Genomic DNA, 20,954 nt, shown 5'->3' on the forward strand with positions numbered 1-20,954 from the left:
GTATGACGCGGTCAATGTAGGAGCTGGTTTCGACTGATGCAATGCAGTGGGGCGCCCATTGCAGGCGCCCCACGTTGGCATTGATCAGCCGATAGTCATCAAGCTCGCATTACCGCCGGCCGCAGCGGTGTTGACGCTCAACGCGCGCTCGATCACCAGGCGCTCCAACGCAATGTTGGTTTCGCCCGAAGACAGGCCGTTGACCCCGACAATCGCGCCACTGCGCTGGGCCACTTGCTGGCAAACCCCACGCAGTTGGTCGCTGTCGCCGTGGTGCAGGACCGCATCGAAGATCACTTCGTCCTTGGTCCAGTCGGCCACGCGCTGGATCTTCGCCTGAACTTCCTTCGGCAGCCGTGGGAACAGCGCCTTGGTCAGGTCGGATTCCGGCCACACTGCCGAGCTACCCACAGCCAGTACGGCCGCCAGTTGCGACAACAGGTCGCCTTCCACCTCTGCCAGGCACAGCACGTGCTCGCGGGGCAGGATGGCGTAGCTGTTGCGCTCGCCGGTCGGGCCGGCCAGTTGGCGGGTGATGCCGCTCTGCGATTGCGCCGCGAACTGGCTGCACAGGCTGCTCAGGTCGCTGAACTTGTTGCTGTCGGCCCAGGTTTTCAGGGCGGTCAGCGGTTGGCTCATGGCGTCACGCAGGCGTACATCCGGCGCGGCCAGTGCATCACCGCGTACGAAGGATTGCTCGATCGCATCGGTAGGGCGCGTCGACAGCAAGCGGTACAGGTACAGCGGGCCACCGGCTTTCGGGCCAGTGCCCGACAGGCCTTCGCCGCCGAATGGCTGCACGCCGACCACGGCACCGACGATGTTGCGGTTGACGTAGACGTTACCGGCATGGACGTTGTCGATCACCTTGGCGATGGTCTCGTCGATACGGGTGTGCACGCCCAGGGTCAGGCCGTAGCCAGAAGCATTGATCTGGCCGATCAACTGGTCGATCTCTTTACGCTTGTAGCGCACCACGTGCAGCACCGGGCCGAAGATCTCCCGTTGCAGCTCGTCGAAGCTTTCCAGCTCGATCAGGGTTGGCATCACGAAGGTGCCGCGCTTGATTTCTTCGCTGTCGGCAATCGCCACCTGGTACACGGTGCGGCCTTTGTCGCGCATGGCCTGGATGTGCTTCTCGATGCCTGCCTTGGCTTCGGCGTCGATCACCGGGCCGATATCCACGGACAGGCGCTCCGGGTTGCCCAGGCGGCATTCAGCCATGGCACCCTTGAGCATTTCGATGACGCGGTCTGCCGAATCTTCCTGCAGGCACAGTACACGCAGGGCCGAGCAACGTTGACCGGCACTGTCGAAGGCCGAGGAGACGACGTCGATCACCACCTGCTCGGTGAGGGCCGAGGAGTCGACGATCATTGCGTTCTGGCCGCCGGTTTCGGCGATCAGCGGAATCGGGCGGCCCTGGGCATCCAGGCGACCGGCGACGTTGCGTTGCAGCAGGCGCGCCACTTCGGTGGAGCCGGTGAACATCACGCCTTTGACGCGCTCATCACCGACCAGTCGGGCACCGACGCTTTCGCCCTGGCCCGGCAGCAGTTGCAGCACGCCTTGCGGAATGCCGGCTTCCAGCAACAGGCGCACGGCCTGCGCGGCCACCAGCGGGGTTTGTTCGGCCGGCTTGGCCAGCACCGGGTTACCGGCGGCCAGTGCAGCGGCGACTTGGCCACTGAAGATCGCCAGCGGGAAGTTCCACGGGCTGATGCAGACCACCGGGCCCAATGGGCGGTGGGCGTCGTTGGTGAAATCGTTACGGGCCTGCACCGCGTAGTAACGCAGGAAGTCCACGGCTTCACGCACTTCGGCGATGGCGTTGGCGAAGGTCTTGCCGGCTTCACGGGCCAGCAGGCCCATCAATGGCTGGATCTCGCCTTCCATCAGGTCAGCGGCGCGTTCCAGGATCGCCGCGCGTTCGGCCGGCGGGGTGGCCTGCCAGATCGGTGCGGCGTTAAGGGCGCACTGGATCGCGTTGTCGACGTCTTCGACGGTGGCTTCCTGGACATGGCCGACCACATCACGCAGGTCGGACGGGTTCAGTACCGGCGCAGCAACTTCATTGCTGGACGCGCAACCGAGCATCGGCGCAGCTTTCCAGTGGTTGTGCGCGGTGGCCAGCAAGGCGCAGGACAGTGACGCCAGGCGGTGTTCGTTGGCCAGGTCGATACCGGCCGAGTTGGCACGCTCGCTGCCATACAGGTCACGCGGCAGCGGGATACGCGGGTGCGGCAGGCCGAAGCCGCCTTCCAGCGTCGCCATCTGCTCGATGCTGGCCACTGGATCGGCCACCAGCTCCTGGATCGAGATGGATTGGTCGGCGATACGGTTGACGAACGAAGTGTTGGCGCCGTTTTCCAGCAGGCGACGCACGAGGTAGGCCAACAGTGTTTCGTGGGTGCCAACCGGGGCGTACACGCGGCACGGGCGGTTCAGCTTGCCTTCGGAAACCTTGCCTACAACCTGTTCGTACAGCGGTTCACCCATGCCGTGCAGGCACTGGAACTCGTACTGGCCGGGGTAATAGTTCTGGCCGGCAATATGGTAGATGGCCGACAGGGTGTGGGCGTTGTGCGTGGCGAACTGCGGGTAGATGACTTCCGGTACCGACAGCAGCTTGCGTGCGCAGGCAATGTAGGAAACGTCGGTGTACACCTTGCGGGTGTACACCGGATAGCCTTCCAGGCCTTCGACCTGGGCGCGCTTGATTTCGCTGTCCCAGTACGCGCCTTTTACCAGGCGGATCATCAGGCGGTGACGGCTGCGGCGTGCCAGGTCGATCACGTAGTCGATCACGTACGGGCAACGCTTCTGGTAAGCCTGGATCACGAAACCGATGCCGTTCCAGCCGGTCAGTTGTGGCTCGAAGCACAGGCGCTCCAGCAGGTCCAGGGACAGTTCCAGGCGGTCGGCTTCTTCGGCGTCGATGTTCAGGCCGATGTCGTATTGCTTGGCCAGCAGGGTCAGGGACAGCAGGCGCGGGTACAGCTCGTCCATCACGCGCTCGTACTGGGCGCGGCTGTAGCGAGGGTGCAGGGCCGACAGCTTGATGGAGATACCCGGGCCTTCATAAATCCCACGGCCATGGGAGGCTTTGCCGATGGAGTGAATGGCTTGTTCGTACGAGGCCAGGTATTTCTGCGCATCGTGTTCGGTGAGTGCGGCTTCACCGAGCATGTCGTAGGAATAACGGAAACCCTTGGCTTCGAACTTGCTCGCGTTGGCCAGGGCTTCGGCGATGGTTTCGCCGGTGACGAACTGCTCGCCCATCAGGCGCATGGCCATGTCGACACCCTTGCGGATCATCGGCTCGCCGCTTTTGCCGATGATGCGGCTCAGGGACGAGGTCAAACCCGCCTCGTTGTGCGTGGCCACCAGTTTACCGGTCAGCAACAGGCCCCAGGTGGCGGCGTTGACGAACAGCGATGGGCTGTTACCCAAGTGTGGGTGCCAGTTGCCGGTGCTGATCTTGTCGCGGATCAGCGCGTCACGGGTGCCCTTGTCCGGGATGCGCAGCAGCGCTTCGGCCAGGCACATCAGTGCCACGCCTTCCTGGGACGACAGGGAGAATTCCTGCAACAGGCCCTGAACAATCCCGGCACGGCCGCCGGCGCTCTTCTGATTGCGCAGTTTCTCGGCAATCGAGGCGGCCAGCTTGTTGGTGGCCTCGGCCATTGGGGCCGGCAGGCGTGCCTGCTCGATCAGCATCGGCACCACTTCTGGCTCGGGGCGACGGTAAGCAGCAGTGATCGAAGCGCGCAGTACCGATTGCGGGAGGATGCTTTCAGCGAATTCCAGGAAGCACTGGTGGGCGTGATCGTTCTGCACCTCGCCGGCGTCGTCTGCGTCCTTGATGCCCGAGCCGTTGAGCTCGGTCAGGGTTGCACCACCCTCAAGTTTCTCCAGGTAATTGAAAATTGCCTGCTTGATCAGCCAGTGCGGCGTGCGATCAATGGAGGTCGCGGCGGCCTTGAGGCGTTCGCGGGTTGGGTCATCGAGTTTGACCCCAAGGGTGGTCGTAGCCATATTTTTATCCTCATGGGTGCCACTACTGCGTGGCATCAGCTGGCGGCAAGATTAGCTTTGCGCTGAACGAGGTGCAACCGGGTGCAACCCATTTTCTTCATGAAACCCGCGCTGCTCGTCAGAAAACAATTTCACTCGACGGAATCGGCTTGATATTGGTGCATTTGCTTCTGGATTTGGCTGTTCTTGCTCCGAAAAGGAGCAAAAAGCCGCCGTTTGCCGAAAAACGCGCTTAGGTGCAACTAATTCTCACGAAACTGGTTGCACCTTATTTGCTTTGTTGAATAGCATTCGCGCACCAAGGTGCAACCATCTGCAAAGTTCGGTTCATCGGCTGATGGCTTTCCTGGGGAAACGTCAGTCATAAATGCGCGGCATGCAGCTTCGTCTACAAGCTACTCTCTTGTAGGTGGGCTGACAGACCGCCGCTACATAAAAACAAAGCCAGGGCGTAACTCAATGAGCGTAAGTAATCCAACCCTGATCACATTTGTGATCTACATCGCGGCAATGGTGTTGATTGGTCTCATGGCCTATCGCTCCACCAATAACCTTTCCGATTACATTCTAGGCGGTCGCAGCCTCGGCAGCGTCGTCACCGCACTCTCGGCTGGCGCCTCGGATATGAGCGGCTGGTTGTTGATGGGCCTGCCAGGTGCCATCTACATGTCGGGCCTGTCGGAAAGCTGGATCGCCATCGGCCTGGTTGTCGGTGCTTACCTGAACTGGCTGTTTGTGGCCGGTCGCCTGCGCGTGCAGACCGAACACAACGGCGACGCCCTGACCCTGCCGGACTACTTCTCCAGCCGCTTTGAAGACAAAAGCGGCCTGCTGCGGATTATCTCGGCCGTCGTGATCCTGGTGTTCTTCACCATCTACTGCGCCTCCGGCATTGTGGCCGGTGCCCGTCTGTTCGAAAGCACCTTCGGCATGTCCTACGAGACGGCGCTGTGGGCCGGTGCTGCGGCGACGATTGCCTACACCTTCATCGGTGGTTTCCTGGCAGTGAGCTGGACAGATACCGTACAAGCCACCCTGATGATCTTCGCGTTGATCCTGACGCCCATCATCGTGCTGCTGGCCACCGGCGGCGTGGACACCACGTTCCTGGCCATTGAAGCGAAAGATCCAACCAGCTTCGACATGCTGAAAAACACCACCTTCATCGGCATCATCTCGCTGATGGGCTGGGGCCTGGGCTACTTCGGCCAGCCGCACATCCTCGCGCGTTTCATGGCGGCGGATTCGGTGAAGTCGATTGCCAAGGCGCGTCGCATCTCCATGACCTGGATGATCCTGTGCCTGGCCGGCACCGTGGCTGTAGGCTTCTTCGGTATTGCCTACTTCTCGGCGCACCCAGAAGTCGCCGGTCCCGTGACCGAAAACCCTGAGCGTGTCTTCATCGAGCTGGCCAAGCTGCTGTTCAACCCATGGATCGCGGGCGTGCTGCTGTCGGCCATCCTGGCTGCCGTGATGAGCACCCTGAGCTGCCAATTGCTGGTGTGCTCCAGCGCCCTGACCGAAGACTTCTACAAGGCTTTCCTGCGCAAAGGTGCTTCCCAGCTTGAACTGGTATGGGTCGGCCGTATCATGGTGCTGGTGGTTGCGTTGATCGCCATCGCGATGGCTGCCAACCCGGAAAACCGTGTACTGGGCCTGGTGAGCTACGCCTGGGCGGGCTTCGGTGCCGCGTTCGGTCCAGTGGTCCTGATCTCTGTACTGTGGAAAGGCATGACCCGCAACGGCGCACTGGCCGGTATCCTGGTCGGCGCGATCACCGTGATCGTGTGGAAGCACTTCGAACTGCTGGGCCTGTACGAAATCATCCCAGGCTTTATCTTCGCCAGCCTGGCGATCTACTTCGTGAGCAAGATGGGCGCACCTACCGCCGGTATGGTTGAACGCTTCACTGCTGCCGAGAAAGACTACAACCTCAATAAATGAGGCGTTCATGCGAGCCTTGATGGCCCGCTGAACTGAAAACGGCCCGCATCCTTTGGATGACGGGCCGTTTTTTTGCCCAAAGTTAATCGAAGTAAGTGATGATCAGCCCTGCCATACCGGCCACACCCAGAAGGGCGGTTCCGTGAAGCAGAATCTTGATGTCGCGTGGAAAGGCCTGTACCTGCTGAAGGTCAACGACACCACGTCGCGCATTCAGCCTGGGCAGCGCAATGGCTGCATACACTGCGCAAAGCCTCATCATTCTTCCTCGCGGTGAGTTCCCGAAGTAACTGCCGTGAAAGCTGACGAGTCGACACTTGTTTAAGTGAGCTTCCATAGCCTCAAGCTTTCGATAACACAAAAACACTCCGAGAATATTGGTAATAACTACCGCCGTTAGCGAGCCGATTACGATCTGGGCGCTGGCAGGGAGATTCAAGAAATAATCAATATTCATACAAAAGTAATCCTGCCTTTTCGCCGCCCGTACCCCCGAGGCTCCCACCTGCTGCGCCGCCAATCCCTGCGCCAATCAGCAGGCAAGTCAAGGCTCCTGGGCCAGTGGTGGGGGCTAAAATGGTGAGGCATAGTAGCGATCCGGCAGCGCCACCGAGTGAGCCACCAGCAACCCCGCCGGCCAGTTTTCCCAGTTCGGTATATTTTGCCATCCTGCACTGCTCTTCTCTTCCAGTAGAACATGCCTCCTTAATTTGCAGCGCCGTCGAGGTCGTACTCAACGCAATTCCCAGTGGCGTGCCGTTCTTAAGCAGCTTCGCGGTCTTTGAAATCCGCGCAACGGTTTCGGCATACCGAGTGATCTCCCCGGTATGCAGGTAACTCCTGGTGGATATCCCCAGCATTTTCTTGATCGAGCCCTCATTGCGTAAACCCGTGCCATATCGGGCGAACCCGCGCATCTGCGACTCCAGCTTGGCAAACAAGGTTTGGCGTCGGGCCAGGAAATCATCTCGCACCGTGCCCCCGCCCTGGCGCAGGGACTGTTTGTGCAGGGCATCAATGTCTTCAAGGGTTTTGCCAATGCCTTGCAGATGGCGACTCCAGGCGTCGCCCGCCGTACCTATACCCAGCGAAGCGAAACCCAGCAGTTTTTGTCGGTGTGGAGGCATTTCACAATAGGGTGGTTGCGTGTCATGCAGGCATTCCTTTGAATGGTGATGACGCAGCAATTTAAGGACCCGACTCACGTCTGTCGTGCTTGTGGCGGCTGAATTCGGGGGGCTTTTACAGTTTTGGGAAATGGGCTACTCAATCCAGTCCGGTGTCCGACAAAAAGCACCGCCCGGCATGCAGCCCTGCACCTTTGCCCGCGTAGAAGGTAAACTTCGCCCCCTGCGCAGGAGCAACCATGAATTATCGTCACGCCTTTCACGCCGGCAACCACGCCGATGTCTTCAAACACCTGACCTTGACCCGCCTCATCGCCCTGATGTCGCGCAAGGAGCAGCCGTTTGCCTATCTCGACACCCACGCCGGGATTGGTCTGTACGACCTGCAAGGCGACCAGGCCAACCGCACCGGTGAATACCTGGAGGGCATCGCCCGCCTGTGGGGCGAGGCGGACCTGCCGGCGCTGACCGCTGACTACATGCAGGTGCTGCACGAGATGAACCCGGATGGCCAGTTGCGCTATTACCCCGGTTCGCCAGAGCTGGCGCGACGCCTGACTCGTCCCCAGGACCGCGTGCTGCTCAATGAAAAACACCCGGAAGACGGCGTGCTGCTCAAGGACAACATGAAGGGCGACCGCCGGGTGAAGGTGCATCTGGGCGAAGGTTGGCATGTGCCACGGGCTTTGCTGCCGGTGCCGGAAAAGCGTGCGTTGATGCTGATCGACCCGCCGTTCGAGCAACTCGACGAGATGCAGCGCTGCGCCGCCTCCCTCAAGGAGGCCGTGGGCCGCATGCGCCAGACGGTCGCCGCGATCTGGTACCCGGTGAAGGACCAGCGCATGTTGCGTCGCTTCTATCAGGACCTGGCAGGTACCGGCGCGCCAAAGCTGCTGCGCGTGGAATTGCTGGTGCATCCGCTGGACACGCCCAACACCCTCACCGGCTCGGGCCTGGCGATTGCCAATCCGCCGTGGGGGCTGGAGGAGGAGTTGCGTGAGCTGCTGCCGTGGCTGTCGAAGAAGCTGGGGCAGACCCAGGGTGGGTGGCAGATGGATTGGCTGATTGCCGAGTAACCGGATCTAAAGGCGGTCACAGAACAAATGTGGGAGCGAGCAAGCCCGCTCCCACATTTTGATTGGGTTGTCTTTTAGATCGGGCAGGTCACGCCAGTACCGCCGATACCGCAGTAACCCTGCGGGTTCTTCGCCAGGTACTGCTGGTGATAGGCCTCGGCGAAGTACACCGTCGGCGCCTGGTCGATTTCAGTGGTAATTTCGCCCAGCCCAGCCTTGGTCAGTTCTTGCTGATAGGCCTGTGCGCTGGCATTCGCAGCGTCCAGTTGCTCTGGCGTGGTGGCATAGATCACCGAGCGATACTGGCTGCCGATGTCGTTGCCCTGGCGCATGCCCTGGGTCGGGTTGTGCAGTTCCCAGAACATCTTCAGCAGGTCTTCGTACTTGAGTTTGGCCTGGTCATACACCACCAGTACCACTTCGCTATGACCGGTCAGGCCCGAGCAGACTTCTTCATAGGTCGGGTTTGGCGTTAAGCCGCCGGCATAGCCGACCACGGTGCTGACCACGCCGTCGCGCTGCCAGAATTTGCGTTCGGCGCCCCAGAAACACCCCAGGCCAAAGATCGCGAATCCCACATCATCCATGAACGGGCCCAGCAGCGGATTGCCGTTGACGAAGTGCGTCTCGGGCAGGCTCATCGGGGTTTCACGACCAGGCAAAGCTTGTTCGGCAGTAGGCAGCACGTTTTTATTCACCAGGATTTCCGAGCGCAAGACCATGATCAGTCCTCTCGTCAGGTTGAGTTAACAGTTCAGACCACCAGTGTGCCCGAGTGTTACAGCGCTGTCAGGCGATTGGCCCGCGTGGATAGCGTTTGAGCTTGTCCAGCAGCTCGGAGCCGGGGATTGGCCGGTCGAACAGGTAGCCCTGGCCGACGTCGCATCGATGGCGGCGCAGGAACGCCAGTTGCTCGGCGGTCTCGATGCCTTCGGCGACCACCTTGAGCTTGAGGTTGTGCGCCATGGCGATCACCGCCGAGGTGATTTCCATGTCGTCCTGGTTGTCCGGGATTTCATGGATAAAGCTGCGGTCGATCTTGATGATGTCGATGGGGAATTTCTTCAGGTAACTCAGGGATGAGTAACCAGTGCCGAAATCATCCATGGCCAGGGTCAGGCCAAAGCTCTTCAACTGGTCCAGTTGCAGGCGCGTGTCCTCGGTGGCTTCCAGCAGCAGGCCTTCGGTCAGTTCCAGCTCCAGCAGGTTGGCGGGCAATTGCTCTTCCTTGAGGATACTGGCGATGGACGCCACCAGGTCCGGGTCGGAAAACTGCTTGGGCGACAGGTTGATCGCCACCTGCAGGTTGCCCATGCCGGCGGCGCTCAACTGCTTGCTCATGCGGCAGGCCTGGCGCGCGATCCATTTGCCGATGGGGATGATCAGCCCGGTCTCTTCGGCAACGCTGATGAACTGGTCCGGACGGATCATGCCCTTTTCCGGATGGTTCCAGCGCAGCAGCGCTTCCATGCCCAACAAGCGACCGCTGCGCAGGCACAGCTTGGGTTGGTAGAACACGTCCAGCTCGTTCTGGGTCAGGGCGCGGCGCAGGTTGTTTTCCACGAACAGTTTGTAGCTGGCCTCGGCATTCAGGGCCTCGGTAAACACCTGCACCTGGTGTTTGCCGTTAGCCTTGGCCTTGTGCAGCGCCAGGCCGGCGTTGCGCATCAGGGTCTGCGGGTCGCGGCCATGCAGCGGCGCGCAGGCCAGGCCCACGGAGCCGGTGACACTGATCAGTTGGTTGTCGACGAACATCGGCTTATCGAGGGTCATCAGCAGTTGGCAGGCCATTTGCTGGCCGACCTCAAGGTCGGCGTTGTCGAGCAGCACTGCAAATTCGTTACTGGCAAAGCGCGCCAGGCTACCGCCGGCATTGAGACTGTTGCGCAGGCGCCGGGCCAGGCTGATCAGCAACTTGTCGCCGGTCTGGTGGCCGAGGCTGTCATTGATCCGCTTGAAGTTGTCGATGTCCACCAGCAGCAGGCTGATGGGCGCGTCGCTGTCGCGGGCGAAGCGTTCATCGAGGTTGCGGATGAATGCCGGGCGGTTGCCCAGGTTGGTCAGGTTGTCGGTGTAGGCCAGGCGTTCGATACGCTGCTGGGCCAGTTTGGTCTGGGTGATGTCTTCGTAGATGCCGATGTAGTGGGTCAGTTCGCGATTGTCGCCATAGACCTTGGAAATCGACAGTTGGCCCCAGTACGGTTCGAGGTTTTTGCGCCGGCTCTTGAATTCGCCCTGCCAGCTGTTGCTCTTGGCCAGGCTGGAGGGCGCGTCGAACAACAGTTCGCTGAGGTTTTCCAGGGCCGGCAACTGGGCCAGGCGATGACCGTGGACTTCCTCGGTGCTGTACTGGGTGATCGCGGTGAAGCTGGGGTTGACGTACTCCACCACGCCGTCGCAATTGACCAGCAGGAAGGCATTGGCACTTTGCTCCACGGCGCGCTGGAACAGGTGCAGGGCGCTGGTGGCGGCGCGGCGGTTATGGTTGTTGATGACCTGGGCGAACTGGTCGGCCAACTCGCCGGCAAAGGCTATCTCATCAGATAGCCAATCCCGGGTGCCGGTGCTTTGCTCCAGGCACAGCACGCCCACTACCTGGCCGTCGATGCGGATGCTGGCATCGAGCATCGCGTGGACGTCCATGGGGCGCAGGGTTTCGACCATTTCCCGGGTGCGCGGGTCGCGCATGGCATTGCTGGCATCGATGGCACGGCTGCTGTGCAGGGCTTCCAGATAATCTGGGAAGCCGCTGGCATCAATCGACAATGGCAGATGGTGCTGTTGGTCGGCGCGATTAAAGGCCGAAATCGGCACCAGTTGCTGACCTTCCAGGTTCCAGATGCTGGCACAGTCGATCTGGTAGATGTCACAGGCGCTGCGGGTGATCAGTTCGGCGGCTTCTTGCAGGGAGTTGTTGGTGCTGTAGCGCTGGCGGGCCAGCAGCAGGATCAGTTCCTGTTGGGCACGCACCCGTTCCAGGTGCTGCAACTGCTCCTGCTGCGCGCGCTGGTTGAGCTCCAGGGCGATCTGCAGGCGACTGTTCTGGTCTTCCAGGTCGGCGGCGGGCACAGGTGTCAGGTTACTGAACAAACCGTCCACCACCATCAGGTAGCCGCGCAGCAGATGGCGATTGTGCTGCTTGTAGGCCTCACCCACCTCCAGCAGGCTCAGCGGGCCGTCGTTGGTGTGCAGGGTGTAGCGCACCAGGTAATGGGGGCTGAGGGTCAGTTGCTGCTGGATCGCATCGTGCAGTTGGTAGCGCGCCTGGGGCTCCATCAGGCTGGCGTAGGGCGAGCCGACCAGCGAGCACAGCTCTACCGCGGGCAGGCCGAATTGGCGTTCACAATTGGGGTCGAGGTACAGCAGCGCCCAGCTTGCCTCATTCAGCCGCTCGAAACGCAGCATACCGAGGCGCGAAGGCACCGGTAATTGCGTCACGACCTCGGCCGCCGTTCGGGCGACATCGGGTTGGCTTTTCATGGGGAAACTCGCTTGGAAAAATGCGCATCGCGCCGGGCTATCGCCCTCTTTACTGTTGTCTGCGGCAAGGTTGCATCATGCAGCACGGACTGACAAGTGAGGATGAAGGCTAAGTGCTATAAGTGGGTTATCGGCCGCGCAGCGGTTTTCTACAGTCGCAATGATGGACGGTTATCCTGCATGCCCTTTGTAGGCGCGAGCTTGCTCGCGAAAATCGTTAACGATAACGCGCCTAACCTGAATGAGCGTGGCGTCCTTGAGTTTTTTCGCGAGCAAGCTCGCTCCTACAGAAGGGCATGGGCAATTCAGGTGGGCAAAAAAAGCCCCGCCAAATTGGCGGGGTTGAGGTACGAGCGTGGCGCTCGGAAATCGGTGCAGCCAGGCCTCCCCGGTGAAGGGGAGGCCCGTTGGGTTACAGCAGGATCGTGCGGATGTCGTTCAGCAACTGGCTCAGGCGCTGGGTGAAACGTGCAGCGGCCGCGCCATTGATCACACGGTGATCGTAGGACAACGACAGCGGCAGCATCAGCTTCGGCTGGAAGGCCTTGCCGTCCCAGACTGGCTGGATGGTGGCCTTGGAGACACCGAGGATCGCCACTTCCGGCGCGTTGACGATTGGCGTGAAGCCAGTGCCGCCAATGTGCCCGAGGCTGGAGATGGTGAAGCAGGCACCTTGCATGTCGTCCGGAGTCAGCTTCTTGTCACGGGCCTTGGCAGCCAGTGCAGCCGCTTCGCCAGCCAGCTGCAGCAGGCTCTTCTGGTCGACGTTCTTGATGACCGGTACCAGCAGGCCATCCGGGGTGTCGACCGCAAAACCGATGTGCACGTACTTCTTGCGAATGATCGCTTTGCCGCTGGGTGCCAGCGAACTGTTGAAGTCCGGCAGTTCCTTGAGCAGGTGCGCGCAGGCCTTGAGCAGCAGTGGCAGTACGGTCAGTTTCACGCCGGCCTTCTCGGCCACGGCTTTCTGCGCAACGCGGAAAGCTTCCAGGTCGGTGATGTCGGCCTGGTCGAACTGAGTCACGTGCGGAATGTTCAGCCAGCTGGCGTGCAGACCGGCTGCGCCGATTTGCATCAGGCGGGTCATCGGCACTTCTTCGATTTCGCCGAAGCGGCTGAAGTCCACGGTGCGGATTGGCGGAATGCCCGAGCCACCGGTAGCAGCGCCGGCAGCCGGAGCTTCCTTGGCTTTTTGCATCATGGATTTGACGTAAACCTGTACGTCTTCCTTGAGCACACGACCGTGCGGACCGGTTGGGCTGACTGCGCTCAACTCGACGCCGAACTCACGGGCCAGTTGGCGCACAGCAGGACCGGCATGGGTCTTGGCACCGCTTGGTGCTGGGGCAGCAGCCGGGGCCGGAGCGGCCTCGGCTTTTGCCGCAGGCGCCGGGGCAGCAGCAGGTGCAGCTTCAGCCTTGGCGGCCGGAGCAGCGGCGGCTGGAGCGGCAGCAGCAGGAGCCGCAGCGCCCGCTACTTTCAGCTTGAGGATGAAGTCACCAGTGCCGACTTCGTCTTCCAGCTTCACGGCAATGCTTTCCACCACGCCGGCAGCCGGCGATGGGATTTCCATGGAGGCCTTGTCGGACTCCAGGGTGATCAGCGACTGGTCGGCTTCGACGGTGTCGCCGACTTTAACCAGCAGCTCGATGATCTTGGCCTTGCCCGACGAGCCGATGTCCGGAACGTGAATGTCCTGGACGGTAGCGGCGGCGGCAGGTGCAGCAGCCGGGGCCGCTGGGGCCTCGGCAGCAGCGGCAGGCTTTTCAGCGGGAGCCGGGGCAGCAGCAGGAGCGGCCGCCGCAGGGGCCGTATCAGCGGCACCTTCGATTTCCAGCTCAAGCAGTTCGTCGCCTTCTTTCAAGCGGTCGCCCAGCTTCACTTTCAGGCTTTTGACCACGCCGGCCTTGGGAGCAGGGATTTCCATGCTCGCCTTGTCCGACTCCAGGGTCAGGATGCTCTGGTCGGCTTCGACTTTGTCGCCGACCTTCACAAACAGTTCAATTACTTCACCTTCACCGCTGCCGATGTCAGGTACGCGAATGAGCTCGCTCACAGATAGTCTCCTCAGCAGTCCAGTGGGTTGCGTTTTTCCGGGTTGATCCCGAACTTGACGATGGCATCCGCCACCACCTTGGGTTCGATCTCACCACGGTCAGCCAAGGCTTCCAGGGCTGCCAACACCACGAAGTGACGGTCGACTTCGAAGAAGTGACGCAGCTTCTTGCGGCTGTCACTGCGGCCGAAACCGTCGGTGCCCAGGACTTTGAATTCCTTGGACGGGACCCACTGGCGAATTTGTTCAGCAAACAGTTTCATGTAGTCGGTAGAGGCAATGACTGGACCTTTACGGCCGGCCAGGCACTCTTCGACATAGCTCTTGGCTGGCTTCTGGCCAGGGTGCAGGCGGTTGCTGCGCTCTACGGCCAGGCCGTCGCGACGCAGTTCGTTGAAGCTGGTCACGCTCCACACGTCAGCGCCGACGTTGAACTCTTCACGCAGGATCTTCGCCGCTTCACGCACTTCGCGCAGGATGGTGCCGGAGCCCATCAGCTGTACGTGGTGTGCCGCTTCCTTGGTGTCTTCTTCGAGCAGGTACATGCCCTTGATGATGCCTTCTTCAACACCGGCAGGCATGGCTGGCTGCTGGTAGGACTCGTTCATCACGGTGATGTAGTAGAAAACGTCCTGCTGCTCTTCGGTCATCTTCTTCATGCCGTCCTGGATGATCACCGCCAGCTCATAGCCGTAGGTTGGATCAAAGGTGCGGCAGTTCGGGATGGTGGCAGCCAGGATGTGGCTGTGACCGTCTTCGTGTTGCAGGCCTTCGCCGTTCAGCGTGGTCCGCCCGGCAGTACCGCCGATCAGGAAACCACGGGTACGGCTGTCGCCGGCAGCCCAGGCCAGGTCGCCAATGCGCTGGAAGCCGAACATCGAGTAGAAGATGTAGAACGGCAGCATCGGCTGGTTGTGGCTGGAGTACGAAGTACCGGCAGCGATGAAGGAGCTCATGGCGCCCGCTTCGTTGATGCCTTCTTCGAGGATCTGGCCCTTCTTGTCTTCTTTGTAGAACATCACCTGGTCTTTATCGACTGGCTCGTAGAGCTGGCCGACGGAGGAGTAGATGCCCAACTGACGGAACATGCCTTCCATACCGAAGGTACGGGCTTCGTCCGGGATGATCGGGACGATGCGCGGGCCGATTTCCTTGTCCTTGACCAGTTGCGCGAGGATCCGCACGAAGGCCATGGTGGTGGAGATTTCACGGTCGCCCGAACCGTCAAGGATAGCCTTGAGGGTGCTGAGGTCTGGTGTCGGCACACCGAAGCTCTGTGCGCGGCGTTGTGGCACGAAACCGCCCAGGGCAGTGCGACGTTCGCTGAGGTAGCGGGCTTCGGCGCTGTTTGGCTCCGGCTTGAAGAACGGCAGGTTTTCCAGTTCTTCATCCTTGACCGGGATGTCGAAGCGGTCACGGAACAACTTCAGGCTGTCGACATCGACTTTCTTGGTGTTGTGCGCGGTGTTCTTCGCTTCGCCGGCACCGGTGCCATAACCCTTGATGGTCTTGGCCAGGATGACGGTAGGTTGTTCTTTGTGGTTGACCGCTTCGTGGTACGCCGCGTAGACCTTGTACGGGTCGTGGCCGCCACGGTTGAGTTTCCAGATCTCGTCGTCGGACAGGTCTGCAACCATCGCCTTGAGTTCTGGCGTGTTGAAGAAGTGTTCACGTACGAACGCGCCGTCTTTGGCCTTGTAGTTCTGGTATTCGCCGTCGATGACTTCGTCCATGCGACGTTGCAGGATGCCGTCGACGTCCTTGGCCAGCAGTGGGTCCCAGAAACGGCCCCAGATGACTTTGGTCACGTTCCACTGAGCACCGCGGAACACGCCTTCGAGTTCCTGGATGATCTTGCCGTTGCCGCGAACCGGGCCGTCGAGGCGCTGCAGGTTGCAGTTGATGACGAAGATCAGGTTGTCCAGCTTCTCGCGGCCGGCCAGGGAGATTGCGCCCAGGGATTCCGGCTCGTCGCACTCGCCGTCGCCCAGGAAGCACCAGACCTTCTGCTTGCCTTCGGGGATGAAGCCACGGGCTTCCAGGTACTTCATGAAACGTGCCTGGTAGATCGCCTGGATCGGGCCCAGCCCCATGGAAACGGTCGGGAACTGCCAGAAGTCAGGCATCAGCCAAGGGTGCGGGTAGGACGACAGGCCGCCACCGTCGACTTCCTGGCGGAAGTTGTTCATCTGGTCTTCGGTGATGCGACCTTCCATGAACGCACGGGCGTAGACGCCTGGCGAGGTGTGACCCTGGAAGTAGATCAGGTCGCCGCCGTGTTCGTCGGTCGGGGCCTGGAAGAAGTAGTTGAAGCCGATGTCATACAGGGTTGCGCTGGAAGCGAAGCTGGAGATGTGACCGCCCAGGTCAGAATCTTTCAAGTTCGTGCGCATAACCATCGCCATCGCGTTCCAGCGTACCAGCGAGCGAATGCGGCGTTCCATGAACAGGTCGCCAGGCATGCGTGCTTCGTGGGTAACAGGGATGGTGTTGCGGTATGGCGTGGTGATGGCGTAGGGCAGTTGCGAGCCGCTGCGGGTCGCGAGTTCGCCCATACGGGTCATCAGGTAGTGAGCACGGTCTTCGCCTTCTTTATCGAGAACCGATTCCAGGGCGTCCAGCCATTCCTGGGTTTCGACGGGATCGAGGTCTTGCATGGCTTGCTCCAGGGCGGAAAGGCTACCAGAATCGGTTGCCTGAAGTTTGCGACTGGCCTTGTGGGCAGACGACATAAATTCTTGGATGGCCGAAGGTTGCTTCGGCGTCCTGTAGTTTTACTACAAATCGTCGGCCATTTCAGCCTTTCGAATGTATATACGAGTAGTAAAACTACACAAGACTGAGCGTATGGCTCGGTCTGGCTGGTGAGCATAATCGTTATTGTTGATCTTTTGCGAGCGAGAAAAGGTAGAAGTTTAATGTTGCCTGCCAAAATTAATGTTTTTTCAGCTATTTCTAACTTTTGTTCGACAGTCCTTCATCGCGCGCGGTTCTTGCGTTCACAGCCACAAGCCATTTGCGCGCCGATCAAGGATAGACCATGAGCCTTCCAATGCTGGTTGAACTCCCAGCCATTCTGTTGCCATTTGCGAGCAGGGCCGAGCAGTCATTTCGTGACGCGGTGGCCATGCTGGAGGCCGATCATGGCCTGTCCGCGTGGACGCCGCAACGCTGGGCTGACTTTTCCCGGGTATGCGCTGCCAGTGATTTCGTCATTGAACAGAGTGTTCGTGACCCTTTGATGTTGCTCGAACTGGTGGCCAAGGGCGAGCTGGATCGCGGCTTTGCGCCCGATGAACTGTGCGGGCAGATTGCCGCAGCGGTGCAGCAGGCTGAAACAGAAGAAGAACTGGGCCGCGTGCTGCGTCGCCAACGCACTCGCCAGCAAGTGCGGATTATTTGGCGCGACCTGACCCGACAGGCGGACCTGGTGCAGACCTGCCGTGACCTGTCGGACATGGCCGACGCCAGCATCGACCAGGCGTACCAGTGGTTGTACCAGCGCCACTGCGCGCAATTCGGCATCCCCACCGGCGGGCGCAGCGGCGAACCGCAGCAGATGGTCATCCTCGGCATGGGCAAGCTGGGCGCGGTGGAGTTGAACCTGTCGTCGGACATCGACCTGATCTTCGCCTACCCCGAGGGCGGCGAGACCGTGGGCGCCAAGCGTGCCCTGGATAACCAGGAGTTCTTTATCCGCCTGGGCCAGAAACTGATCAAGGCCCTGGACCCGATGACCGTCGACGGCTTTGTGTTCCGTGTCGACATGCGCCTGCGGCCCTATGGTTCGGCCGGGGCGCTGGTGCTCAGTTTCAATGCATTGGAGCAGTACTACCAGGATCAGGGCCGCGACTGGGAACGCTACGCGATGATCAAGGCGCGGGTGGTGGCCGGCGATCAACAGGCCGGCGCGCAGTTGCTCGATCTGTTGCGCCCGTTCGTCTATCGGCGCTACCTGGATTTTTCCGCCATCGAAGCGCTGCGCACCATGAAACAGTTGATCCAGCAGGAAGTGCGGCGCAAGGGCATGGCCGAGAATATCAAGCTGGGCGCTGGAGGCATCCGCGAGGTGGAGTTTATCGCCCAGGCGTTCCAGTTGATCCACGGTGGTCGTGACCTGAGCCTGCAACAACGGCCATTGTTGAAGGTGCTGGGCACCCTGGAAGGCCAGGGCTACCTGCCGCCGGCGGTGATTGCCGAGTTGCGCAGTGGCTATGAATTCCTGCGCTACACCGAACATGCGATCCAGGCCATCGCCGACCGTCAGACACAGATGCTGCCCAACAATGATGAAGACCAGGCGCGTATTGCGTTCATGCTGGGTTTTGCCAATTGGACCGCGTTCCATGAGCAATTGATGTACTGGCGTGGCCGGGTGGACTGGCATTTCCGCCAGGTGATTGCCGATCCGGACGAAGAGGACGGTGCAGAAAGCGAATTGGTGGTGGGCGGTGAGTGGTTGCCCCTGTGGGAAGAATCCCAAAATGAAGAGGCTGCCTGTCGCCAATTGGCTGAAGGCGGCTTTGCCGACGCGCCCAAGGCCCTGAAAGCCTTGGCCGGCCTGCGCAGCAGCCCGCAACTGCGGGCGATGCAGCGCCTGGGGCGTGAGCGTCTGGACGCATTCATCCCGCGCCTGCTGGCCCAGGCGGTCGAGCACGCCAACCCGGACCTGGTGCTGGAGCGCGTACTGCCGCTGGTAGAAGCCGTTGCCCGACGTTCTGCGTATCTGGTGCTGTTGACGGAAAACCCTGACGCCCTGCGTCGGCTGTTGACCCTATGCGCCGCCAGCCCGTGGATTGCCGAGCAGATCACCCGCTTCCCGTTGCTGCTGGACGAATTGCTTAACGAAGGCCGCCTGTTCAAGCCGCCGTTGGCGCCGGAGTTGGCTGCCGAATTGCGCGAGCGCCTGACGCGTATCCCTGAGGATGATCTTGAGCAGCAGATGGAGGCCTTGCGCCACTTCAAGTTGGCGCACCGCCTGCGGGTCGCGGCGTCGGAAATCGCCGGCAGCCTGCCATTGATGAAAGTCAGCGATTACCTGACCTGGCTCGCCGAGGCGATTCTTGAGCAAGTGCTGGCCCTGGCCTGGCGCCAGACCGTCGCCCGCCATGGTTCGCCGCAGCGGTTGGACGGGACCTTGTGCGATCCGGGTTTTATCATTGTCGGTTATGGCAAGGTTGGTGGTATCGAGTTGGGCCATGGTTCGGACCTGGACCTGGTGTTTATCCATGACGGTGATCCGCAAGCCGAAACCGACGGCGCCAAGCCGATCGACGGTGCGCAGTTCTTTACCCGGCTGGGCCAGCGGATCATTCACCTGTTGACCACCCAGACCAACTCCGGGCAGCTGTACGAAGTGGATATGCGCCTGCGACCTTCTGGCGCATCCGGGCTGCTGGTCAGCTCCCTGGGGGCCTTTGCCCGTTATCAGGAAAACGAGGCCTGGACCTGGGAGCACCAGGCCCTGGTGCGGGCACGGGTGTTGGTTGGCAGCCAGGACGTGGGCCGGGCGTTTGAGGCCGTGCGGGCGCAGGTGCTGGGGCGCACGCAGGACCTGGCGAAGCTGCGCCAGGAGGTCAGCGAGATGCGCGCCAAGATGCGCGACAACCTGGGCACCAAGTCGACCGGGGCCGGCACAGCTGCGAATGCCTTCGAGCCCACGGCGGTGTTCGATCTCAAGCAGGACGCCGGAGGTATCGTCGATATTGAATTTATGGTGCAATACGCCGCTTTGGCGTGGTCTGCGCAACATCCATCGTTGCTGCGCTATACCGATAACATCCGCATCCTGGAAGGCCTGGAGCAGGTCGGGCTGATGCCCGCCGCCGATGCCCACCTGTTGCGTGAGGTGTATAAGGCTTATCGCTCGGCGGCCCATCGCCAGGCCTTGCAGAACGAGGCAGGGGTGGTTGCCGGGGATCAGTTTGCTGACGAACGGCGCCAGGTGAAACGGATCTGGCATGAGCTGGGGCTAAACTGAACCAGATCAACACAGCGACACGATGCTGATGTGGGAGCAGGACTTATGTGGGAGCGGGCTTGCTCGCGATGCAGGCGCTGTGGTCTGTCAGTCAGGCCGCGGCGATGCTATCGCGAGCAAGCCCGCTCCCACACAAGCCTGCACTCACATGAGTACGGTCTTACAGTTATATCGAGGCGGGGAGGCATGAGCCTCCCCGAATCGTTTGTGGAAACTACATGAATATTCTGATCGTTGGGCCCAGTTGGGTCGGTGACATGGTGATGGCGCAGACACTGTTCCAGTGCCTGAAACAGCGTCATCCCGACTGCCAAATCGACGTGCTCGCCCCCGAGTGGAGCCGGCCGATCCTGGAGCGCATGCCCGAGGTGCGCCAGGCCTTGAGCTTCCCGCTCGGCCATGGCGCGCTGGAGCTGGCGACCCGGCGGCGTATCGGCAAGTCCCTGGCCGGCCAGTACGACCAGGCGATCCTGCTGCCCAACTCGATGAAGTCGGCGCTGGTGCCGTTCTTCGCCGGCATCCCCAAGCGCACTGGCTGGCGTGGCGAGTTCCGCTATGGCTTGCTCAATGATGTGCGCAAGCTCGACAAGGCCCGCTACCCGCTGATGATCGAGCGCTTCATGGCCCTGGCCTACGCGCCCGATGCCGAGTTGCCGACGCCGTATCCACGGCCGAGCCTGCAAATCGACCCGGTTACCCGCGATGCGGCCCTGGCCAAGTTCGGCCTGACCCTGGACCGGCCGGTGCTGGCGCTGTGCCCTGGTGCCGAGTTTGGTGAGTCCAAGCGTTGGCCGTCGGAGCATTACGCCAAGGTTGCCGAGCTGAAAATCCGCGAAGGCTGGCAAGTCTGGCTGTTTGGCTCGAAAAACGATCATTCGGTGGGTGAAGACATCCGCCAGCGCCTGATCCCCGGCCTGCGCGAAGAAGCGGTCAACCTCAGTGGCGATACCTCGCTGGCCGAGGCCATTGACCTGCTGTCCTGTGCCGATTCGGTGGTGTCCAACGACTCCGGCCTGATGCACGTGGCTGCTGCGCTGAACCGCCCGCTGGTGGCAGTGTATGGCTCCACTTCGCCAGGCTTTACGCCGCCGTTGGCCGACAAGGTCGAAGTGGTGCGCCTGGGCCTCGATTGCAGTCCCTGTTTTGACCGCACCTGCCGTTTCGGTCACTACAATTGCCTGCGCCAATTGCTGCCAGAGCCGGTGACCGAAGCCTTGCAGCGGTTGCAGGGCAACGTGGTCGAGGTTCACTGA

Annotated in this window: 12 protein-coding genes; 5 read left to right on the forward strand and 7 right to left on the reverse strand. The window is 61.0% G+C overall.

The genetic code is table 11. The features are described from left to right. Positions 1-84: 84 nt before the first annotated feature. Entirely contained in the window at positions 85-4,038 is a 3,954-nt protein-coding gene (gene putA / locus FJD34_RS18585) for a trifunctional transcriptional regulator/proline dehydrogenase/L-glutamate gamma-semialdehyde dehydrogenase (RefSeq protein WP_065942901.1), read from the reverse strand. Positions 4,039-4,067: 29 nt separating this feature from the next. On the opposite strand from putA, the gene FJD34_RS18590 reads away from it, so the two are divergent. Further along, positions 4,068-4,274 (forward strand): hypothetical protein, encoded by a 207-nt coding sequence (locus FJD34_RS18590; protein ID WP_146552247.1) that lies wholly within the window; start codon positions 4,068-4,070, stop codon positions 4,272-4,274. Positions 4,275-4,497: 223 nt separating this feature from the next. After that, on the forward strand, positions 4,498-5,982 hold the full coding sequence (putP, locus tag FJD34_RS18595; protein ID WP_032862131.1) for a sodium/proline symporter PutP: 1,485 nt from the start codon (positions 4,498-4,500) through the stop codon (positions 5,980-5,982). 82 nt (positions 5,983-6,064) lie between these two features. On the opposite strand, the gene FJD34_RS18600 is transcribed toward putP, so the two are convergent. Beyond that, positions 6,065-6,439, reverse strand: coding sequence for a hypothetical protein (locus tag FJD34_RS18600; protein ID WP_032862129.1), 375 nt, complete (start codon positions 6,437-6,439; stop codon positions 6,065-6,067). Further along, complete coding sequence (locus tag FJD34_RS18605; protein ID WP_223232731.1) at positions 6,429-7,169, reverse strand: hypothetical protein; 741 nt, start codon at positions 7,167-7,169, stop codon at positions 6,429-6,431. The genes FJD34_RS18600 and FJD34_RS18605 overlap by 11 nt, the downstream gene beginning before the upstream one ends. Before the next feature lie 179 nt (positions 7,170-7,348). On the opposite strand from FJD34_RS18605, the gene FJD34_RS18610 reads away from it, so the two are divergent. After that, positions 7,349-8,185 carry a 23S rRNA (adenine(2030)-N(6))-methyltransferase RlmJ gene (locus FJD34_RS18610; RefSeq protein ID WP_032862126.1) on the forward strand — a complete coding sequence of 279 codons (837 nt, stop codon included), beginning with the start codon at positions 7,349-7,351 and terminating at the stop codon, positions 8,183-8,185. Between the two features lie 74 nt (positions 8,186-8,259). Here FJD34_RS18610 and msrA read toward each other — a convergent pair whose 3' ends face one another. From msrA to aceE, 4 genes are all read right to left on the reverse strand, one after another. Beyond that, positions 8,260-8,907 carry a peptide-methionine (S)-S-oxide reductase MsrA gene (gene msrA / locus FJD34_RS18615; RefSeq protein WP_032862125.1) on the reverse strand — a complete coding sequence of 216 codons (648 nt, stop codon included), beginning with the start codon at positions 8,905-8,907 and terminating at the stop codon, positions 8,260-8,262. A gap of 67 nt (positions 8,908-8,974) precedes the next feature. Beyond that, positions 8,975-11,665, reverse strand: coding sequence for a putative bifunctional diguanylate cyclase/phosphodiesterase (locus FJD34_RS18620; protein ID WP_032862123.1), 2,691 nt, complete (start codon positions 11,663-11,665; stop codon positions 8,975-8,977). Positions 11,666-12,077: 412 nt separating this feature from the next. Continuing rightward, the gene (aceF, locus tag FJD34_RS18625) at positions 12,078-13,721 is read right to left on the reverse strand and encodes a dihydrolipoyllysine-residue acetyltransferase (protein WP_090292810.1); all 1,644 of its coding nucleotides are present in this window, start codon (positions 13,719-13,721) and stop codon (positions 12,078-12,080) included. A gap of 11 nt (positions 13,722-13,732) precedes the next feature. Next, positions 13,733-16,378, reverse strand: coding sequence for a pyruvate dehydrogenase (acetyl-transferring), homodimeric type (aceE, locus tag FJD34_RS18630; RefSeq protein WP_032862120.1), 2,646 nt, complete (start codon positions 16,376-16,378; stop codon positions 13,733-13,735). Positions 16,379-16,761: 383 nt separating this feature from the next. On the opposite strand from aceE, the gene glnE reads away from it, so the two are divergent. Both glnE and waaF read left to right on the forward strand, forming a co-directional pair. Further along, positions 16,762-19,701 (forward strand): bifunctional [glutamate--ammonia ligase]-adenylyl-L-tyrosine phosphorylase/[glutamate--ammonia-ligase] adenylyltransferase, encoded by a 2,940-nt coding sequence (gene glnE / locus FJD34_RS18635; protein WP_032862118.1) that lies wholly within the window; start codon positions 16,762-16,764, stop codon positions 19,699-19,701. 218 nt (positions 19,702-19,919) lie between these two features. After that, on the forward strand, positions 19,920-20,954 hold the full coding sequence (waaF, locus tag FJD34_RS18640) for a lipopolysaccharide heptosyltransferase II (protein WP_032862117.1): 1,035 nt from the start codon (positions 19,920-19,922) through the stop codon (positions 20,952-20,954).

Origin of the sequence: Pseudomonas brenneri (assembly GCF_007858285.1) — a bacterium.
Taxonomy (GTDB): Bacteria; Pseudomonadota; Gammaproteobacteria; order Pseudomonadales; family Pseudomonadaceae; genus Aquipseudomonas; species Aquipseudomonas brenneri.